The sequence below is a fragment of the Lactobacillus gigeriorum DSM 23908 = CRBIP 24.85 genome (genome assembly GCF_000296855.1).
Classification (GTDB): Bacteria; Bacillota; Bacilli; order Lactobacillales; family Lactobacillaceae; genus Lactobacillus; species Lactobacillus gigeriorum.
This window is the reverse complement of sequence record NZ_CAKC01000046.1, coordinates 1-19850: the sequence shown is the minus strand read 5'-3', so window position 1 is coordinate 19850 and position 19850 is coordinate 1. Positions and strand designations below refer to the sequence as shown.

The 19850-nt window shown below is 36.9% G+C and carries 20 protein-coding genes and 2 pseudogenes; 17 read left to right on the top strand and 5 right to left on the bottom strand.

All coding sequences use genetic code 11. The annotated features are described in order from the left end of the window. A partial coding sequence (locus tag BN52_RS04870) for an NAD-dependent epimerase/dehydratase family protein (protein WP_040473405.1) occupies positions 1 to 294 on the bottom strand: 294 nt, incomplete at its 3' end. A gap of 157 nt (positions 295 to 451) precedes the next feature. Between BN52_RS04870 and BN52_RS04865 the strand changes: the two genes are divergently transcribed. From BN52_RS04865 to BN52_RS09815, 12 genes and pseudogenes are all read left to right on the top strand, one after another. Then, positions 452 to 1444, top strand: a complete 993-nt coding sequence (locus BN52_RS04865) for a LacI family DNA-binding transcriptional regulator (protein ID WP_008473183.1) — start codon at positions 452 to 454, stop codon at positions 1442 to 1444. A 97-nt stretch (positions 1445 to 1541) separates the two neighbouring features. Further along, on the top strand, positions 1542 to 2708 hold the full coding sequence (locus BN52_RS04860; RefSeq protein WP_008473182.1) for a galactokinase: 1167 nt from the start codon (positions 1542 to 1544) through the stop codon (positions 2706 to 2708). A 6-nt stretch (positions 2709 to 2714) separates the two neighbouring features. Beyond that, a complete protein-coding gene (locus BN52_RS04855; protein WP_008473181.1) occupies positions 2715 to 4187 on the top strand; it encodes a UDP-glucose--hexose-1-phosphate uridylyltransferase in 1473 nt (490 codons plus the stop codon). A 2-nt stretch (positions 4188 to 4189) separates the two neighbouring features. After that, positions 4190 to 5182, top strand: a complete 993-nt coding sequence (locus tag BN52_RS04850; RefSeq protein WP_008473180.1) for an aldose epimerase family protein — start codon at positions 4190 to 4192, stop codon at positions 5180 to 5182. Positions 5183 to 5367: 185 nt separating this feature from the next. After that, complete coding sequence (locus tag BN52_RS04845; protein WP_008473179.1) at positions 5368 to 5982, top strand: IS607 family transposase; 615 nt, start codon at positions 5368 to 5370, stop codon at positions 5980 to 5982. Positions 5983 to 6012: 30 nt separating this feature from the next. Then, positions 6013 to 7305, top strand: a complete 1293-nt coding sequence (locus BN52_RS04840; protein WP_008473178.1) for an RNA-guided endonuclease InsQ/TnpB family protein — start codon at positions 6013 to 6015, stop codon at positions 7303 to 7305. Between the two features lie 238 nt (positions 7306 to 7543). Next, positions 7544 to 7735 (top strand): alpha/beta hydrolase family protein, encoded by a 192-nt coding sequence (locus BN52_RS04835; protein WP_008473177.1) that lies wholly within the window; start codon positions 7544 to 7546, stop codon positions 7733 to 7735. Positions 7736 to 7829: 94 nt separating this feature from the next. Then, on the top strand, positions 7830 to 8531 hold the full coding sequence (locus BN52_RS04830) for an RraA family protein (protein ID WP_008473176.1): 702 nt from the start codon (positions 7830 to 7832) through the stop codon (positions 8529 to 8531). Positions 8532 to 8673: 142 nt separating this feature from the next. Next, positions 8674 to 9699 carry a MupG family TIM beta-alpha barrel fold protein gene (locus BN52_RS04825; protein ID WP_008473175.1) on the top strand — a complete coding sequence of 342 codons (1026 nt, stop codon included), beginning with the start codon at positions 8674 to 8676 and terminating at the stop codon, positions 9697 to 9699. 332 nt (positions 9700 to 10031) lie between these two features. After that, positions 10032 to 10783, top strand: a pseudogene (locus tag BN52_RS09820) (transposase); the annotation flags it as partial. Positions 10784 to 10926: 143 nt separating this feature from the next. Next, the gene (locus tag BN52_RS04810; protein ID WP_156640978.1) at positions 10927 to 11466 is read left to right on the top strand and encodes a MucBP domain-containing protein; all 540 of its coding nucleotides are present in this window, start codon (positions 10927 to 10929) and stop codon (positions 11464 to 11466) included. Between the two features lie 182 nt (positions 11467 to 11648). Continuing rightward, a pseudogene (locus BN52_RS09815) lies at positions 11649 to 11774 on the top strand (LPXTG cell wall anchor domain-containing protein); the annotation flags it as partial. A gap of 122 nt (positions 11775 to 11896) precedes the next feature. Here the strand turns inward: BN52_RS09815 and BN52_RS04805 are convergent. The 3 genes from BN52_RS04805 to BN52_RS04795 form a co-directional block, all read right to left on the bottom strand. Continuing rightward, a complete protein-coding gene (locus BN52_RS04805) occupies positions 11897 to 12523 on the bottom strand; it encodes a DUF47 domain-containing protein (RefSeq protein WP_008473170.1) in 627 nt (208 codons plus the stop codon). 11 nt (positions 12524 to 12534) lie between these two features. After that, positions 12535 to 13584: an inorganic phosphate transporter gene (locus BN52_RS04800; protein ID WP_008473169.1), complete on the bottom strand. Its 1050-nt coding sequence runs from the start codon at positions 13582 to 13584 to the stop codon at positions 12535 to 12537. 137 nt (positions 13585 to 13721) lie between these two features. Continuing rightward, complete coding sequence (locus BN52_RS04795) at positions 13722 to 15080, bottom strand: glycoside hydrolase family 1 protein (RefSeq protein WP_008473168.1); 1359 nt, start codon at positions 15078 to 15080, stop codon at positions 13722 to 13724. A gap of 123 nt (positions 15081 to 15203) precedes the next feature. Between BN52_RS04795 and BN52_RS04790 the strand changes: the two genes are divergently transcribed. The 5 genes from BN52_RS04790 (at position 15204) to BN52_RS04770 (ending at position 18702) form a co-directional block, all read left to right on the top strand. Further along, positions 15204 to 15917 (top strand): GntR family transcriptional regulator, encoded by a 714-nt coding sequence (locus tag BN52_RS04790; RefSeq protein WP_008473166.1) that lies wholly within the window; start codon positions 15204 to 15206, stop codon positions 15915 to 15917. A 95-nt stretch (positions 15918 to 16012) separates the two neighbouring features. Continuing rightward, complete coding sequence (locus BN52_RS04785; RefSeq protein WP_008473165.1) at positions 16013 to 16252, top strand: matrixin family metalloprotease; 240 nt, start codon at positions 16013 to 16015, stop codon at positions 16250 to 16252. Between the two features lie 196 nt (positions 16253 to 16448). Further along, positions 16449 to 17684, top strand: a complete 1236-nt coding sequence (locus BN52_RS04780; RefSeq protein WP_008473164.1) for a metallophosphoesterase family protein — start codon at positions 16449 to 16451, stop codon at positions 17682 to 17684. Between the two features lie 242 nt (positions 17685 to 17926). After that, complete coding sequence (locus tag BN52_RS04775; RefSeq protein ID WP_008473163.1) at positions 17927 to 18172, top strand: helix-turn-helix domain-containing protein; 246 nt, start codon at positions 17927 to 17929, stop codon at positions 18170 to 18172. A gap of 185 nt (positions 18173 to 18357) precedes the next feature. Beyond that, entirely contained in the window at positions 18358 to 18702 is a 345-nt protein-coding gene (locus BN52_RS04770; RefSeq protein WP_008473162.1) for a hypothetical protein, read from the top strand. Positions 18703 to 18797: 95 nt separating this feature from the next. Here BN52_RS04770 and BN52_RS04765 read toward each other — a convergent pair whose 3' ends face one another. Beyond that, positions 18798 to 19571 (bottom strand): formate/nitrite transporter family protein, encoded by a 774-nt coding sequence (locus BN52_RS04765; protein ID WP_008473161.1) that lies wholly within the window; start codon positions 19569 to 19571, stop codon positions 18798 to 18800. Between the last annotated feature and the right edge of the window lie 279 nt (positions 19572 to 19850).

The following is a 19850-nucleotide window of genomic DNA, read 5'->3' as shown; positions in this document are numbered from 1 at the left end:
GATCATCCCCGAAACGTTGTTTTCGTAGTACTTCAATGGCTTCTTCACCGATTCCGGCACCAAAGAGTAGGCAGCAAAGTGCATTACAGCCTCGATTCGTTCATCACGCAAGATCTTGGATACCAAGAAAGTATCGTTCAAGTCTCCTTGATAAAACTTGCCTTCGCTAGCAACCGCTTTGCGGTGACCAGTGTAGAGCGAATCAAGCACTACGACTTCATTGCCGTCGCTAACTAGTTTTTTAACAGCATGGGAGCCAATGTAACCAGCTCCACCAATAACTAAAATTTTCATTTACATTACCTCGTATAAGTTTACTAGTAATCGAATTAAGTATAACACTTATTTACTTAATTAGTAAAATAATTTACTAAAAAGGACAAATTATTTAATAAATCAGTGAAAATTAAGTATAATATTTTTAGTAAGAAAAATGAAAAGGTTGAATAGTATGACAACAATAAAAGAAATCGCGGAAAAATCTGGCTTCTCACAAGCTACTGTCTCACGTTTATTGAATAATGATCCTAAACTTTCGGTTTCTTTAGCAACGAGAAATAAGATTTTACAGATAGCTACCGAATTGGGCTACTGGAGCCGAGATAATAAATTAGAACCGCAACCTAACATCGCCTTGCTTTACCGGGTTAATGGTGGTGAGCATTTAGAGGATGAATATTTTGCCCTCCTAAAAAAAGAATTGAAAAAGGTATGTGAAAATCGGCAAGTTGCGATTAGTACTTTTACTGACATTCATGAACTAATATCTGAAGCAGGTATGTATCAAGGCTTTATTGGAGTTGGTACTGCAGAATTGACTTATGCTGATTTATTAAAGCTCAAGCAAGCACTTCCTCATGGCGTTTTTCTCGACATTGATCCCGCTCCACAATTATTCAATTCGGTTAAACCTAATCTAGTGCTGACGGTGCAAGATGCAGTAGATAAATTAATTGAAGCTGGCCATCAACGATTAGGCTTTATTGGAGCTGAAAGTTTCAATCTGGATCATGTAGCCCAACGCGATGAACGAGAGATAACTTTTGAAGAATACACTAAATTTAGACATGTAACCGAGGCAAAAATCTATTCGCAAGGAATTGTGAGTGTCGCTAACGGCTATCAATTAGCTAAACGGGCTTTAGCAGATAAAGGGCAGCTGCCAGATGCCTTTATTGTTGCTTCTGATACGTTAAGCGTTGGCGTGTTACAAGCATTCAATGAAGCGGGGATCAAGATTCCTGAGCAAACGGCGATCATAAGTATTAATAATAGTGAAATTGCCCGCTACGTTTATCCGCAGCTATCTACCTACAATATTGATCAAGCAGCTTTAAGCGATTTGGCGCTCGATGTTTTGTTGGCAGAAATCAAGAATAGTAGGCGACCGCTGATTCATTTGACAGTAAATACCAAATTGATCAAACGAAAAAGCTTTATGTAAATAAAGCTTTTATTTATTTAGTAAATATATTTACTAAAAGCTGACAAAGTAATATAATTAACCTGAAAACGATTACTTTATAGATGAGGTTGCAAAAATGAATAAAGAAGAATTAATGTCAGCTTATCAATCAGTTTTTAATTCTACTGGCGAGGAAGTATATTTTTCACCAGGGAGAATCAATGTAATCGGTGAACATACCGACTACAATGGCGGTCATGTTTTTCCAGCTGCAATAAGCCTAGGTGTTTACGGTGTCTATGGTGCACGGGCAGATCAAACGGTTGCTCTATATTCCGGGAACATTGCAGGCGAAATTGTGGAATTTGCGCTTGATGATGAGAGCGTTGAAAGTGGTGATCGCTTCTGGGCAAATTATTTTAAAGGAATGATTGCTTATCTTCGTCAAACTGAAGCGGGTAAAAAGATCAATCATGGTTTTAACTTATACATTAACGCAACTCTACCTTCAGGATCAGGACTTTCTTCATCAGCAGCGTTGGAAATGTTAATAGGCACAATTTTGAATGATGAATTCAATTTGAAGATTGATCCAGTAGCAATTGCCAAGATGGGACAAAGAACCGAAAATGAATTTATTGGTTTGAATTCAGGAATCATGGATCAATTTGCTTGCATTATGGGTAAAAAAGATGCGGCTATCTTCCTTGATTGCAATACGATGGAATATGAATACTTGCCACTGAAATTGGACGACTATGAAATTGTAATTATGTCGACTAATAAGGAACATACGCTTGCAGCTTCTGCATACAACGATCGTGTGCGTGAATGTCAAAATGCCTTGAAGAAGCTTCAGAGCAAATTGGATATTGCTGCCTTGGGTGAATTAGACGAAAACACTTTTGATGAATATAGCTATTTAATTAATGATCCAGTTGAATTAAAGCGTGCTCGTCATGCGGTACTTGAAAATGGACGGACGATTCGTGCAACAGAAGCTATGAAGGCTGGCAATCTTGCTCAGCTTGGACGCTTGTTAAACGCTTCTCATGTTAGCTTGCACTACGATTATGAAGTTACTGGTGAAGAATTAGACACCCTGGCTGAAAGTGCTTGGGCTAACGGTGCGCTTGGTGCTCGTATGATTGGTGGTGGCTTTGGTGGCTCTGCGATTGCAATTGTGAAAAAGGCTGACGCAGCTAAATTTAAAGAAAAATTGGCTAAAATTTACCGCGAAAAAATTGGATATGATGCAAGTTTTTATGATGCGGAAATAGTTGATGGAACAAGAAGGATCTAGATAAGAATGAAAGTAATTGAGACTTTTGCTGATGAAGTAATTGAACATGGTAGCTTTTCACCGCTTGATCGAGTATATGTAATTAATAAGATCAAGGCCTTAGTGGGTGATGAGGATGAAGAATTAACTTCTGAAAATCCAGTAACGCAATTAGTTGCCATGGCGGTTAAACGTCAAAAAATTAATAATGATGCGACCGCCAAAGAAATTTTAAATGATCTTTTGTATGATTTGGCAACGCCGATTCCTAGTGAAGTAAATAGAATTTTTTGGCAAAAAATGGAACAGGCTCCAGTTGAAGCAACTAATTGGTTTTATCAATTGTGCACGGACAATAATTATGTAAAAAAAGCAGCGATTGCCAAAAATATCGTTTATACCGGTACTAGTAGCAAAGGTCATGAACTTGAAATTACTATTAACTTATCTAAACCGGAAAAGGATCCTAAAGCAATTGCTCGTGCGGCTAAAATGCAAAGCAATAATTATCCTAAATGCGCACTCTGTCTTGAAAATGAAGGCTATAAAGGTGATTATGGTAAAAATGCTAGAGCAAATTTGCGTATTATTAGGATGATGATTGGTGGTAAAGCATGGGGGATGCAATATTCACCGTATGCTTATTTTGACGAACATTGTATTTTCTTAGATCAAGAACATGTTCCTATGAAGATCAACCAACAAACCTTGATCAACTTAATCGAAATTGAACGCATGTTGCCCCATTATTTCGTTGGTTCCAACGCAGATTTGCCAATTGTCGGCGGATCAATGCTAGCTCACGAGCATTATCAAGGTGGTCGTCATATCTTTCCAATGATGAAAGCCAAAATTAGGCAAGAAGTAGCCTTTCCAACTTTCCTGGAAGTAACTGCCGGCATAGTAGATTGGCCAATGAGCGATTTGCGTCTTGAATCCAAGAATACTGAGCAATTGGTGACCTTAGCTAGCTTAATTATCAACTTTTGGAAAGAATATTCTGATCCTGCAAGAATGATTGTAGCAACTGATCAAAAAGGTGAAAACCATCATACGGTGACGCCGATCATGCACCGCAATGGTGAAAAATATGTTCTTGATTTAGTCTTACGCGATAACAATGTTAGCGAGCAATATCCGCTAGGAATTTTCCATCCACATAAAGAACTTTGGCACATCAAGAAGGAAAATATTGGTTTGATTGAAGTCATGGGTCGGGCAATATTACCTGGAAGACTTAAAACAGAGTTGCAGGAAGTCAAAAAATATTTGCTACAAGAGCCAAATGAAATGGCTAGCAGCCATGAAGCTTGGGCAAAGCAATTACAAGCAGAAAACCAAAACAAGATTACCAAAGATAATGTAGATCAGATTGTTGATCAAGCCGTGGTGGAAGTCTTTGAAAAAGTACTCCAATGTGCGGGCGTCTTTAAAGATGATGCTGATGGCCAAGCTGGGTGGAACAGATTTATTGAACACTTATTAGAACAGGTAAAATAGTAGTGAAGACAAGTTTTAGAAAATATGGTCGACTAAAAGGTCAAGATTTATGTGAAATAACTTTGACCAATGATGTTGGCATGGAAGTTAAATTGTTAAATTACGGTGCTACTTTAGAAAGTTTAACCCTTGCCGGCGTAAATATGGTTCTCACCCTTCCCAAGTCAGAGGACTACCATCAAGAACGTAATTATTTAGGTGGCACAATTGGCCGAATTTGTGGTCGAATCGCCAAAGGTGAGTGGAAACATGGCAATGAGGTCACTCATTTGCCTCTTAATGAAGGTGAAAATCATGTACATGGTGGTTTAGGAATCGATACTGATGTTTGGAATTTTCAACTTCAAGCAGATGAAACAAGCGCGAGAGCAGTTTTTACCATTGTTGATTATGCTGGTCATAATGGTTTTCCTGGTAATTTGAAGGTTAAAGTAACTTATCGCTTGGATAGTCAAAATAATCTGGATTATAAAATCGAGGCTTTAAGCGATCAAATGACGATTTTCAATCCTGCCAATCATACCTACTTTACTTTAGGTAAGCGAGGTGCCGACTTGATGATGAAAGTTGCAGCTGACTATTATCTTCCAGTTGATGGCGCTGGTATTCCAACTGATGGGATGCATCCAGTTGCAGGAACTCCATTTGATTTTCGTAAAAGTCGGATCATTGGTGATGCCTTAGCTGAAGAGGATGAACAGCTGAAGCTACGTAATGGTTTCGATCATCCGTTTATTCTTAATGGTGAAAAAATTGCGGCAAAGCTAGAGTCACACCACTTTGGCTTAGAGTTTACAACTGATGCGCCAGCTGTAGTTATTTATACTGGTAATCATTTTGATCATTCGGGAATCTGTCGTGATTTTGGCCAATATGATGCCGTCACTCTGGAAGCACAATATCCACCAGTTGGCGATCACAACTTGCAAGCGATCACTCTGCTTGCAGGTGAAAAATTTGAACGTAATTGTCGCTATCATTTTTATCAAAAGTAACATCAAAAAGAACCGTCAATTTGGAATTAGCGGTTTTTTTAGTTAGCAATTATTTAAAAGTTGATGCTAAATGTACTGCGAGTTCTTGTGCGAGAGTTATAACAAGTTTAAAAATATATGTTTAATTATGTTTATTATGTGTTATAAGGTGTGCTATAATCTCACTACAAGGTGGTGAGATTTTTATGTCTAGAATTATGTACTTAAAAGAAGCCGCTGCCTATCTTGGCAAAGCACCGTTCACTCTTCAAAGCTGGGACCGAGCTGGGAAATTAAAGGCGCATCGAACAGCTAACAACAGACGATTTTACTATCAATCAGAGCTTGATCAGTATTTAGGTCTTGATCATAACGAGCCCATTGATAAACGTAAAATCGTGGCTTATGCGCGGGTATCTTCAAATGGGCAAAAAGACGATTTAAAAGATCAAGTTGTTTTTTTAAGGCAATTCTTGAATGCTAGAGGCATTATCGCCGATGAATATATTTCAGATATTGGATCGGGTTTAAACTACAAACGTCCTAAATGGCTTAAGTTGATTAAAGAGATCGATGCAAATCAGATTAAAGAGATCTACGTTACCTATGAAGATCGCTTTATCCGTTTTGGGTTTGATTTCTTTCAAAAGTTTTGTTCTTGGCACGATTGTAAGATAATCGTCTTAAACAATGAGGATACTTCTCCAGATAAGGAGCTGGTACAAGACTTAATCAGTGTGATTCATGTTTTCTCAAGCCGTCTTTATGGACTGAGAAGATATAAAAACAAAATGAAGAACGATCCTAATTTAAGAGAATAAGCCAGGCATCTATAAAAGGAGGTGGATAAAATGCCCGAATACTATATAAAAACCAGATCCTATGAGTTGTTTCCCAACAAACAAATGAAGGCCGTTCTCGATCGCAATTGCGATTATCGGAGATTCTGCTGGAATGAAGCCTTGGCTTTATGGAATGACGAATACGATATTAGGCAGGTGATGCTTGACAAAAAGATTAAAGCTGAACTGCGAAAGCCCAAGAGTCAACGCAAATTTACTGCCGAACAAGAGAAAATGCTTGCCAGCTATCCTGCACCTAATTGGCAAGAAATCAGAAATAAATTAGTGGCGGAAAAAGAAGACTGGCAATTTGGGTACTCAGCCCATCTGTTGCAGCTAGCTGTCCAGGATCTAGGCAAGGCCTGGCAAAATTTCTTCAATAAGGCTCAAAAAGATTGGGGCAAGCCTAAATTTAAATCTAAGCGCTCACCTAGACAAGGCTTCAAGAGCGATCAAGCTAGAATTGTTAATGGCAAGCTGGTTTTGGAAAAGCCTCAAGGATTGAAAGCAAACTGGCAACCAATAAAATTGTCAGAAAAACCTTTTGACTATCCTACAGGAATAATGAGCATTTATCGAGAGAACACTCGCTACTTTGTGGCAATTCCATATAAGATCCCCAAAGATCGGCTCGAAGACAAAAAGAAAACAGGCAAAGCGACGGGAGTAGATATAAACGTAGGCCATTTCAATTATCAAGATGGGCAGCTTTTAATTATTCCTAAGGCTTTGACTAAAACATACAACAAAATAAAACATTATCAAAAGCAACTAGCAAAGAAGCGAACAGTCAACGGTAGAATTAAAGGTACGCAAAGCAAGAAATACTTGAAGGCGAGAATCAAGCTTCAGACATCCTATCAGCGTGCCGAAAACATTCAAACGGATTTAATGCATAAGTTTACTACTAAGCTGGTGAACGATTACGATCAAATAGCGATTGAAGATTTGGCAGTTAAAGGCATGCTTATGAGCCATATAGCTTCAAAAGGCATGCATCGAAGCATGTTTGGCCAATTTAGACAGCTTTTGACTTATAAGTGTCAGTGGTACGATAAAGAATTAATAGTAGCTAATAAGCTATATCCATCAACGCAAAGATGCGCAGTATGCGGCTTAGTGAAAAAAGGCGATGAACGGATCACTCTGCAGGGCAATAAAAAGCATGGGACCAAGCATAACGAGTTTGTCTGTTATAATCCTAGCTGTCCCAATTACAATAAAAAGGTTGACCGCGACGAAAATGCCATGGCCAACCTAACGCTGCTAGTAAATCATCCAGAGTTGAATCAAGCCTTGTAAGATAAAATGCGGGCGAGGCTACGTCCGAAAAGAAGCCAAAAGAGTCAGTCAATGCGATTACTCCTAAATTGGAATATCGGAATACTGACGTTGACGTTGGTAAGAGAAATGCAAGGCACAAATAGACCGCAATGTATGAAAATAAAACATAATCATACATTTGCCTACATTTTTCATAGCAGCATGACCACCAGCAACCGAAAAATGAGTATGGTCGCCACAATCATAAAATAGTCTTTTGTTTGCTCAGGCTCTTGGCGACCATAAGATTCCGTTTGAATTGCATATTTTTCCATACGGTAGACATGGTTTGGGATTAGCTAATTTGGAAAGTAGCTATGATAAACCAGAAAAGGTAATTCCAGAAGTTCAATCATGGCCAGAATTGTTTGCAAGATGGGCAAAGCAAATTTTCTCTGAAAACGTTTAAAAATTTAAAAAATGAGTCAATTAATTTACATTTTTAAAAACTGGTAGTAGAATAAATTCAAATTGTGATGGTATCGATAGAAAAGGGGATATGAATGCCAACAGGAAAAAGAATTTATTTAAGAAGAAATTTACCAGATCCAGAGTTAATTGCCGGTTTTAGTAAACTTCCTTCTGCAACTATTGATGATTGTATGAGTAGAAATGCAGGGATGAATGCGAGAATTCGGTTAATGAGTTCACCTAAGAAAATTATGTGTGGATCAGCCTTAACCGTTAAAGCTCGGAGTGGTGATAATCTTGCTATTCAAGCAGCGTTAAATGTTGCCAAGGAAGGCGATATTGTAGTTGTAAGTACTGATGGCGACTATCATGCTAGAGCCTTAGTTGGTGAAGTTATGCTTACCTATGCAAAATATCAAGCAAAGATTGGCGGCATTGTGGTCGATGGCCCAATTAGAGATATCGATAGCTTGAAGAATTTTGATTTGCCAATCTACGCTACAGGAACTACTCCAGAAGGTCCATATACTGAAGGCCCTGGTGAAGTAAACGTACCAGTTACTGTAGGTCAAAGAAGCTTAAATCCTGGCGATATTATTGTCGGTGATGAAGATGGCGTAGTGGTAATTCCTCTAGAAGATGCTACTGAATTATTACCTAGAGCTCAAGAATACGACAAGAAGGATGCAGCTAGAGTACAGTTGAATCGTACTACTGGGGAAGATCGTTCATTTGTTGACAATGCCTTGAAAGATAAGGGTTTCGAAATTATTGATGATACCTTTTTCCATTAAAAAATTTAGGTGTTGATGTCAGCTTCTCGTGAATTAAGAAATATTTTTTTAATTTTTGGTAAGTTTGATATTCAAATGTAATAATGTTATGCTCATGCTAGGATGTGAAAACGATAACATTTTATAAATTTGAGGTGTCAATATGCTAGGAATTTCCGTTTATATGAGTCAATATGACCCGTCATATATAGAGCAGGCGCGAGTAGCAGGTGCAGAGTATGTCTTTACTTCAATGCAAATGCCTGAAGAAGATTACGATAAATTACGTCCAGTAATTAAAGAATTTTTTACTAAATGTCATGAACTAAAGCTAAAAGTAGTATCAGACGTATCACCGGTTACTTTTGAAAAGCTGGGTTTAGCTAATAACGACTTTCAAGCGTTAAAAGATTTTGGCTTTAGCGCAGTTAGATTAGATTATGGTATTGATGATCTGAATCTGATTAAACAACTGCAGAAACAATTCACAGTCTTTTTGAATGCTAGCATTGTTAGCCCTGAATACCTTGAAAAATTGTTGCATTCTGGAGTTGACCGGAAAAAGCTGATTCTTTCGTATAACTACTATCCTCATGTGAATACTGGGCTAAGTTGGGCGAGCTTTATTAAACGTAATCGAGCTTTTGTAAAAATGGGTGTAAGAACTCAAGCTTTTGTTCCTGGTGATTGGGAGTATCGTTTCCCAATGTATGAAGGCTTGCCAACAGTTGAGCGTCATCGGGGGATGAATAGTTTTGTAGCTGCGGTTGAAGTAATGCATGAAGCTGGAGTTACTGATGTGTTTATCAGTGATACACGAGCTCGAATTTCGAGTCTGGAAGAGATCGTTCGCTACCAAAGAGAAGGAATTATTACATTAAAGACTAATTTTTTACCAGAATTTAGCGAATATCAGAATTTAACTTTAGCAGTTAGAAAAGACCAACCGGAGAGAATAGTTAGATTATTAGCTCCAAGAAAAAAGATCGAGCCTAGACATCAAGTAAAAATTTCAAGAGGGGCAATAATTTTACAAAATGAATTAGCTAAAAGATACAGTGGTGAGGTTTATCTTGCAAAAATTGACTTACCATCTGACCCCGGGAGTAATATTATTGGATATATTTTGGCTGAATATATGCCATTACTAGAACAAATTGACGAAAAAAATAAAATAATTTTAAAATAAATTACTTGCAATTTTGGTTCAGTGTAAAAAGTTGTGTATATCAAGGCAAAAAAAGAGGACTTCTTTTATAATGTTACTTACCAAACCACATTAGAAAGAAGTCCTGATACATGAATTATATCGAATCAAATTATTCCGCTCAAGCTTTTATTCATCAAAATAGAGAAAATAGCGGAGTTCTATTTTTCAATTCTGGCTTAACAGGATTCCTCAAAGCTGCACTTCCTATTCAAACAGTCAAGTCGGTCAATTATGGCACTAAGTCCCACCCTAGAGTTCGTGAAGTCAATCTTCAAATATTGCAAGGAGCTATGGCTCAAGAACAGCGACTCTGTCCTAGCTGCCAGCAGCCTTTGGTTAAAAGCGGATCACCTGTGATCGCTTTGAATCATCTGCCTATCGGCAATAGCTATACCCAGCTTCAGATTGTCAGACCGCGCTTGCGCTGCCTTAATTCTGGCTGCGTCTTCAATACTTATACCATAAAGATCCCTTTCAAGGATGAGCGACATCGCATTACCAAACAATTGAGAAACTATGTTAAAGACCTGCTGGTCTGGGGCCTTACGCTCAAAAGCACTGCATTTATTACCGGCTTGGATAAAATGGTGGTTAAGGCGATTCACAAAGAGATTCTAGAGGAGAAATATACATATGAAGGCAAACTGGTAGCTAAAGCTGGAAAGATTTTTAATCGCCCAGAGCTCAAGGGTTAAGGAGGAAATGAAAACAAATACGAAAAGCTGCTAGCGGAAAAAAACTGTTCTTAACAGCAGATATAATCAAAGAGCATCTAGATCAAGCATATCGCAGTCAAGATCAAGTACAGATGTGTGCACAAATTCAGGACATCATCGAAATCTGTAGAGAAACCGAGAATAAGCGGTTTATTTGGTTTGCCCGTTTGCTTGGAAGGCATCTGACAGGTATCTATACGTTTGCCAAGCATCATATTTCGACGGGACGGCTAGAAGGACTGAACAACAAAATCAAAACGGAAAGAAGACAAGGATATGGGTATCCAGACGATGAATATTTCTTTCTGCGACTAATGGAAGCAAGCAAAAGAAAAACAATTTATTGATCAAATACACAGCTTTTTATACTGAACCAAAATTTTTACCATAACGATAATTTGAGAATCGTTATGGTGTTTTTTATTTGTATTATTCAAGTGTACAAGTTAAATATAACTTTTTGAATAAAAAAGATGTTTTAAATATACGATTGATAGAATTAACCTATTTAATATTTTTTAACTATTATGTATATGCTAAAAATCCTGAAGCTCCAAAGACTGGTTCAGTAGATGTGAAATACATCGACAAGGAAACTGGTGAAATGATTCCTGGTACTTCAGTTGAATCAGTTAAGGAAAATGCTCCAGTAGGTGAAAACTACACAACCGAAGAAAAGAATTTCGATGGTTACCACTTCGTAGGCATGGACAAGACTTCAGATCCAGCAAATGGTAAAGTAGCTGAAGGCAAAAAGCACGTCATCTATGTCTATGAAAAGAATCAAGAAAAGGGAACAGTTATTGTTCACTCCGTTGATGAAGATAGTAATAAGATTTCAGATGATGTTGTAAACAAGAAAGATGTACCAACTGGTGAAGATTACACAACTACTCCAAAGGACATCCCTGGTTACGAATTAGATAAGAACAAGATTCCTTCTAACAAGGATGGTGTTGTGGTTAAAGGTACAACTGAAGTGACTTATGTTTACCATAAGACTCCAGAGCCTACACCAACTCCAAATTAACCTAAAAAACATCTAATGAAACTCCGACTCCAGAAGTACCTGAAGATAACACTACTACTGAGACAACTACTGAAAAGTTAGTTCTCAAGACTCATCATAAGAAGACTAATAAGCAAACAACTACTAGCCACAATAGTCACGAGACTGTAAATAACAACAGTTCAGTAACTAAGGTAAACAACTCTAAGGCACGTTTGCCACAAACTGGTGAAAAAGCTAATAATGCTGCTATTCTTGCCGGAGTCGCCTTACTTGCAGGTGCAACTGCATTGGCAGTCGGTATGATCATGAGTAAAAAGAAGCACTAATCTATAAAATAATTCTTTTAAGACATTTATCAAATCTCGAAATTTGGTAAGTGTCTTTTTCTATTTGGCAACAAAAAACCTCAAGCTATCGTTATCAGTTGATAGCTTGAGGTTTTTGCGTCTTATGAATTTTTCAAAACAATCATTTCGATATTGGCAGCCACATTTTCACAGTCATCGTGACATTTTTCTAAATAAGTATAAATGTCACGCCAAACAATGATTTCCAATGGATCTTTGACTTCTTTGTGGAGCTTACGCATGTTATGAATAAACATCACATCAGCTTCACCTTCCATTGAGTTGATATTGATAATATGTTCTCGTAATTCTTTGCTCTTTTTTCTGAAGTTGGCAAAAATTTTTACCAATTCTAAGGTTTCCTGGTAATTCTTGATTAGAAGCTTGACCACTGGATAAACTTCTTCACGAATTTCTGTAACATCATCGCAGTATAAACGCATCATGACATCTTCGATATTATCAACCATATTATCGATGTTATGTGCTAGTTCAACGATATCTTCACGTTCAATTGGAGTCACGAAGGCTTTAGCCAATTCCTCAGTCATTTGGTGCTTTAAACTATCGGCTTCATGCTCTAAGCCATGCATTTCATTGCTTAAATCATGTAAGCGACTTGGATGATAGTGATCCAAGGTGCGATCTAATAGTTCAACTCCCTTAATTGCATATTCACTACATTTAACAAAAGTATCGAAATAATATGCGTCTGATTTTCTACTCATAATAAACCTCTCTAGAATAACATCAAGAACAATTTAGCCATTAAGTAGGCAATAATCCCACAACCTGGGAAGGTAAAAATCCAAGTGATTACCATATCTTTAACCACATCTAAATTAATGGCTGAAAGACGCTTAACGGCACCAACACCCATAATTGCACTAGTCTTAGCATGAGTTGTAGAGATTGGAATCCCGTATAAAGTGGAAAGTAAAATACTAATGGCACCAGAAACATCTGACGAGAAGGCTTGATATTTTTCAAGCTTAACCATGTCCATCCCTACAGACTTGATGATTTTTTCACCACCAACGCTAGTTCCAACACCCATCGTGATTGAACATAACATCATTAACCAAGTAGGGATGATCATATTGCCAGCGCTAGCTTGGCCATTAACAAAAGCCATACCCAGTAAAAGTACACCAATAAACTTCTGGCCATCTTGAGCACCATGCATAAAACTCATGGCAGCTGCACCGAAGATCTGCGCTTTACTAAAGAAGACATTAGTTTTACGGCGATCCATATCATGGCAAATGAGAATCACTAATTTACAAACTAGCCAACCTAAGATAAAGCCAAGAACCAAACTCAGTACCAAACCATATAGGACTTTAACCCATTCATCCCAATTGATACCTTTGGTACCACCTTGAATAGCAATGGCTGCACCAGTTAAACCTGCAATTAAAGAATGTGATTCGCTTGTAGGGATACCAAATATTGAAGCTCCAACGCTATAAACAACGATTGAAAATAGGGCGGCACTCAAAGCAATCATTGAGGCGTGAGCATCGCCACCAAAATCAACCATATTAGAGATAGTTTCGGCGACAGAACTATTTATCCTTGTCATCACTAAGACGCCTAAGAAGTTGAAAATTGCCGACATAATGATTGCTGAACGCGTATGCATTGCACGGGTTGTAACCGTAGTCGCAATTGCATTCGGGGCATCTGTCCAACCATTTACAAAAATTACTCCTAAAGTCAGGATAACAGTTAACAGCATGGCAGGATTGCTTAAACTGCTAATAAAATTACTAAATGATAAAGTCATAGTATTCCACACTTTTCTGAAAACGTTTCAAGTTTATTTTGTAGGAAAAGGCTAGTCTTTGTCAATTATTATCTTGATAAGAATGTAAACTTTTTCATAAAAAATAACCCATCATCTTGATAGGTTATTTTGCATAACTATAGACTTGTACCATTTGACTTAATTACTTGTTTCAACCAGTGATAACTCTTCTTAGGTACGCGTTTCATATCTTTTAAGTCGTGGTTGGTGCGATTTACGTAAACAACACCGTAGCGTTTAGACATATCACCCGATGATGAAAGAATGTCAATCAAGCCCCAACCTAAGTAACCAAGTACTTCTACACCATCTTCGTGGATCGCAGCTTCCATAGCTTCAATATGAGCTCTCATATAACGAATTCTTTCGTCGTCTTGAATCTCATGCTTACCATCCCACTCCTCACGTAAACCAATTCCGTTTTCAATTGGGAAGACAGGCAAACCATAACGCAAGTAAACTTTATTTAAAACATCGCGGAAACCAATTGGATCAATGTTCCAGTGCCATGCGTTTTCACGAAGATAAGGATTATGGACCGCACCTTTTTCAAGATAGAAGTTTGGCGGGGTACCAACTGGAACCTTGGTGGAATCTAGGGCAGCTGATTGATAGTAGGAAAAGGCTAAGAAATCGCTCCGGCATGCCTTTAATTGCGCCATTTCTTCATCTGTCATTACTACTTGAAGTCGATTTCTCTTAATAAAATGTAAAAAGGCTGGAGAGTAGATGCCGTGTACAAAAACGTCGAGTAAATTATCGTTACTAAATTCCTCGTATTGTCGACTCATAAAAATATCGCTTGGATTGCAAGTAGCAGGGTAAACTTCGCTATATGCAAGCATACCGCCAATTTTAGCATCGCTGTGTTCATGTAAATAGTTAGCAAAAGCAGCGTGGCAGTACATGACATTGTGAACAATCTGATAGAGATTGCTTAAGCTATGTTCAGCATCTTCTGCACCAGCAATAGTAAAAGCCATCGATTGGGAGTATAAGTTTTGCTCGTTAAAAGTGATCCAATATTTAACTCTGTCAGCAAAGTGATCGACTAAAACTTTACCGTAGCGAATAAAGGCTTCACAGGTCTTTTTGCTTAAAAAGCCGTGTTCTTTTTCTGCTAAGTGCAATGGCATGTCAAAGTGGTAGAGACAAATCATTGGTTGAATGCCACGTTTCAAACAACCATCAACTAAGCGATCATAAAAAGCTAGACCTTCTTCGTTCACTTCACCATCGCCATCTTTAATAACTCTCGACCAAGAAACTGAGAAACGATACATTGTCATTCCAAGATCTTGCATTAAATCAAGATCCTGATCGAACTCATGGTAATTATCGTTGGCTACATGCCAGTCGCTTAATTTATCAGTAGCTTCACGGACATCGTAGACCGATAAACTTTTACCGCCTTCGTTCCAGCCCCCTTCAGTTTGCATACTTGATACGGAATTACCCCAATAAAATTCAGTCATAATAATAGATTCCTCCTAAGAATTGAAATCGCTATCTTTACCTAAATTATAGGATTTTTATATGCTAAAATGAAGTTGCTTAAAAAATCGGTAAAGAAATTTATTTACAGAATGGATCGAAATATGACTAAATATCATGAAATTGCTGAACAATTGAGTAAGCAAATTATCAATGGACAATTTGAGGGAAAATTACCAACAGAAGCAGAATTAGCCCGTCAATTTTATACGAGTAGAGTAGTTATTTCAAGAGTTTTAAAAATTCTATCAATGAAAGATCTAATTAATGTGATACCTGGCAGTGGCATTTATATTAAAGAAAAGAACCGTAGAATGCCGACAATGAATACTGAATCGGCTGGATTACACGATGGATTTTCCAATTCGATGAAAAATAAAGGCAAAGTTACTAGCCATGTAATCTCTTTCACAATTAGAGAAGCTGAAGGAGAAGAATTGAAGAAACTAAAGTTAAAAAAGGGAGATTTAGTTTACGACATTATAAGACAGCGATTGGTAGATGGAAAAGCAATGAAGCTAGAATACACCATGATGCCAGTTAAAGTTATACCAGGGATAACCGATGAGGTTCTTAATCAGTCGATTTATTCTTATATAAAGAATGAATTGAAACTTGAAGTTGGTAAAGCTAATCGAATTATTATGGCAGATAAAGTTGATGCTTACGATGTTGAATATTTGGATTGCCAAGTAGGGGATGCAATTTTAGCAGTCCATCAAGTGGCATTCTTGACGGATGGTCGTCCTTTTGAGCTCTCAGAAACGAGAGACCGGTATGATCGAGCAGCATATTTTCTATTCGAGGTCGAGAGTTAATTTTATATAGTTTTAATATTGTTAATGGTTCATCAGCTAAGATTATTGTTGTTAACGATAATTACGGTAAAACTGACTGGGTTGGTGAAACTGTTTTGAGTAAACGCAACGGTGTAATCGTATCTGCAACTGTTAAATTGAATGACTACTTCATGAAGAAGATTAGTAGCACAGCGAGAAAGGCTACTGTTGAACATGAATTGGGTCATGCTATTAGCTTAACTCACAATAGTATTTCTAACTCAGTAATGTACGCTGAAATGGATCCAGATAGCCCAAACTTGATTAGACAATGTGACATCGATAACGTTAAGAAGCTATTCAATGAAAATTAGTATGTTTTATCTCGATAAAATGCGATAATAGAACTAGGTAGAGATAAACAATCAGCGTGTTATTATGAATAATTTTTTTAAAAGTCGAGAACTAGATTTAACTAGAAAGATCCGCTTGATATGTTTAAGCAGTATCTTCCTAGTTTTTTTATTTATTTTTGTGTTGCAAAAAGTTATAACGGACCAAAGAGGGAATATGGAAAAGACTATCACTCAAAATCAAGAAGCAAAGATCTGGGTAATTTCAGATACTCATTTAATTCCGGCAAGTATGCATGATGAAGGGGCTGCATTTAAGCGGATGGAAACAACAAGTGCAGGAAAAGATTTAAACCACCAAGAGCTTGCGTTGACTGCTTTTGTACGCAAGGCTTTGAAAGACAAGCCAAATGCAGTTATTATCACTGGAGATTTAACTTTTAATGGTGAACTAGAATCTGCTAAGCGTCTTGCCGAGATATTCAAACCTTTAAAAAAAGCAGGAATAGCTTTTTTAGTTGTTCCTGGAAATCATGATATTAACGATGGCTGGTCAAGAACTTTTTTAGCTGACAAGCAATATCGTGCCCAAGAAATTAGTCCTCAAGAGTGGGTAAAGATTTTTAAGGACTCATATCGCTATGCCGATCATTTAGATAAAAATTCTTTAAGTTACAGCGTAAATCTAAACAATGATTATCGTTTTTTGATGCTAGATACAAATGTTTACACAGATGGCTATTCGACCACTGCTCCAGCAACAAATGGACGTTTAACAAAATCTACCTTGGAATGGCTTGATGGTGAACTTGAAGATGCCAAGAAGCATAAACAAAAAGTAGTAATTTTTATGCATCATAATCTTTATCCACACCATAAGATGATCTATCAGGATTTTGTCTTGGATAATGCAGAAGATCTGCAAAAATTATTGCGTAAATATGATGTTAAGCTGGTTTTCTCGGGCCATATCCATGCGCAAAATATCATTGGACCTACAGAAGAATGTCCAGCAGTAGATATAGCCACTGGTAGCTTTTGTGTAGCAGAAGAAAACTATGGTGAAACGACCTTTACTCCAAATAAAGTTTCTTACCAGTATCATCGTTTTGAAATGACCGATAATTTGAATTCTGAAGAAAAAGCCCAGTTGCATATTTCTAATTACAATGAATACTTGAAAAAACTTTTTGCTAAAGGCGATCATACTCATGATTTCAAAAATTTATTTGCAAAAGCAGATTGGAAACAAGTAAATGAATTTATGTTTCGCATGAATTGGAATTATTTTGTCGGAAAATCGAATTATACCAAAGAAGAAATTCAAGCTCAGAAAAATTCAAAGAAATTTAAATTGATATCTGAAAAAATCCCGATGATGAAACAATATTTTGCAGGGTTTTGGGATGTCAAAAAAGACAGTCGTAGCCTAACTATAAGCGATAATGAATGATTATAAATAACGTGAATTTATCATTAATAAATTAGGCACTATAGCATGATATATAGCCATAGGCTATTTTGTTTAAAAAATTTAAAAAAAGCTATATTTTTACAAATTTAGTGATATATTGTCATCGACTTTAAAATATTATCAAAAAGTTGATATAACGGGCTTGCAAAAACATCTATTTTCAATATATACTATTATAAACACGATATGACAGCTTGATTTTTGAGAAAGACGGGATTCATATGGTTAGAATTAATTTAGATAACGTAAACATCATGGATGCAAGACAAGCAGCCGAAATTTGGGGCCTTTCAGAAGGTTATGTACGTAAGAGAATTAACCAAGCTCCACAGAAGTTCCCAAAGGGAAGCATTCGCAAGTTTGGTAAGCAATGGGTTATTACTACTGAGGGTATGGAAGCTATTACAGGCAAGACTGACCCTCGTAAGATTGCCCGCAAAAAGAAAGCTGAAGAGGCTGAAAAATAGTCTCGGTATGCATCGTGAATAAGGTTTAACTTATTAAAAATAAGCTTGGAAAGGTTTTCCGAGCTTATTTTGTTTTTATAAAGTGACTTTTTAATCCAAGTTAATTTTTCTTTGTGGTTATAGCAAAGTTGTTTATAATTATAAGTAAGTGAATGAATATTATTAGAAATTTTGAGGGTATAAGAATGGAAACTGAAAAATATTTAGTAAAATATTACTACATTAGACCAATTGACAAAAAGAAAATAGTTACGACTGCTAAGTACTTTATTTTCCCTAAGGCTTATCATTCTATTATTGATCAAGCAACAAAGGAAAAATTGGAAGGTGCCGTCGCAATTTTATGCGCTACTAGTATGAGAGCTGATCAAAATAAAGTAAAGATTCCTGCAATATTAGAAAGCATTGAGCCAGCTACTGAAGAGGATCTTGCAAAATATAAAGATCTTGATTTGGTAGCAATCATTACGCCAAACAAAGATCAATCGAGAGCAATTGATAACTTTAAAAAGATCAAGGCCGCTGAATAATAAAAAAAGCCAATCATAGTCATGATTTGAGAACATGATTATGATTGGCTTTTTGCTTATTACCGATTTACTGACGTTATTTATGTTAAAAATTATTAATTGTTGGTAGACTTACTTCCTAAGAAATATGGTAAGGCGACAAAGCAAATGCCACCGATCATATTGCCTAGAGTTACCCATAACAAATTGTATGCTAGACCTGCAATTGAAACTGAACCAGCTGTTGCAACAGGATTTAGGATGGCGACAATTAAGGTCGTCATGTTGGCTACTGAGTGTTCGAATCCAGTTGCGAAGAAGGCTAATAGACACCACCATACCATAATTAACTTAGCAGCATCGTTTCTGGTTTGGAATCCAGACCAAACAGCCAAACAAACAAGAATATTACACAAAATTGCTCTTAGGACTAATTGCAAAGCTGGAGCGGACATCTTGGCCACTGAAGCCTTGGTAAAACCAGCAGCAATTGCGGGAACATCTAAACCCGATGCTGTAAACATCCAAGCTAAAAGGGCAGCCCCTACTAGATTACCAATCCAACAAATTAACCAAAGATAAGCTGCTTGGCCAAGACTGATTTTTTTACCAAACAAACCAGCACCCATGACAAAGTTATTACCAGTGAATAGCTCTGCACCTGGAATAATAACCAAACTAAGAGCAACACCAAAAATTAGTCCTTTTATAAGACCAGCAAATGGATTTACTCCAATTTGTCCACCAACGGTAAATGCTAAAAGAATTCCAAAACCGATATACATTCCTGCTAATACTGATAGTAGGAAGTATCCGATAGGGTTATTCTTTAGCAAGTTTACCTTCTTTATAGCTGCGTTACTAGCAGCTTCGAAAGCATCTGTATACATAAATAACCTCACAAAAAAACTTTTTATTTTATGCTTGCGCACATATTTATGTTACTACTACTTGCGATAAAGTGAAAGCGAAATCTAAAAAATATTTTATTGAATTGATAAGAATAATAGATTAATTTATAAATTGGTAGATAAAACATTCTAATCTCGATTAAAAATGTCACGAGTATATACTCTTTCAGCTACATCCCCTAAGTGTAAAATAATTTGCGGTAAGGTAAAGAACAAATGAAAAAGGAGTCAAATCCCCCTAGGGACTTGACTCCAAAA

Coding starts and splice junctions, on each gene's coding strand:
- BN52_RS04865 (WP_008473183.1), top strand. CDS start 452: ATGACAACAATAAAAGAAATCGCGGAAAAATCTGGCTTCTCACAAGCT.
- BN52_RS04860 (WP_008473182.1), top strand. CDS start 1,542: ATGAATAAAGAAGAATTAATGTCAGCTTATCAATCAGTTTTTAATTCT.
- BN52_RS04855 (WP_008473181.1), top strand. CDS start 2,715: ATGAAAGTAATTGAGACTTTTGCTGATGAAGTAATTGAACATGGTAGC.
- BN52_RS04845 (WP_008473179.1), top strand. CDS start 5,368: ATGTCTAGAATTATGTACTTAAAAGAAGCCGCTGCCTATCTTGGCAAA.
- BN52_RS04840 (WP_008473178.1), top strand. CDS start 6,013: ATGCCCGAATACTATATAAAAACCAGATCCTATGAGTTGTTTCCCAAC.
- BN52_RS04830 (WP_008473176.1), top strand. CDS start 7,830: ATGCCAACAGGAAAAAGAATTTATTTAAGAAGAAATTTACCAGATCCA.
- BN52_RS04825 (WP_008473175.1), top strand. CDS start 8,674: ATGCTAGGAATTTCCGTTTATATGAGTCAATATGACCCGTCATATATA.
- BN52_RS04805 (WP_008473170.1), bottom strand. CDS start 12,523: ATGAGTAGAAAATCAGACGCATATTATTTCGATACTTTTGTTAAATGT.
- BN52_RS04800 (WP_008473169.1), bottom strand. CDS start 13,584: ATGACTTTATCATTTAGTAATTTTATTAGCAGTTTAAGCAATCCTGCC.
- BN52_RS04795 (WP_008473168.1), bottom strand. CDS start 15,080: ATGACTGAATTTTATTGGGGTAATTCCGTATCAAGTATGCAAACTGAA.
- BN52_RS04790 (WP_008473166.1), top strand. CDS start 15,204: ATGACTAAATATCATGAAATTGCTGAACAATTGAGTAAGCAAATTATC.
- BN52_RS04780 (WP_008473164.1), top strand. CDS start 16,449: ATGGAAAAGACTATCACTCAAAATCAAGAAGCAAAGATCTGGGTAATT.
- BN52_RS04775 (WP_008473163.1), top strand. CDS start 17,927: ATGGTTAGAATTAATTTAGATAACGTAAACATCATGGATGCAAGACAA.
- BN52_RS04770 (WP_008473162.1), top strand. CDS start 18,358: ATGGAAACTGAAAAATATTTAGTAAAATATTACTACATTAGACCAATT.
- BN52_RS04765 (WP_008473161.1), bottom strand. CDS start 19,571: ATGTATACAGATGCTTTCGAAGCTGCTAGTAACGCAGCTATAAAGAAG.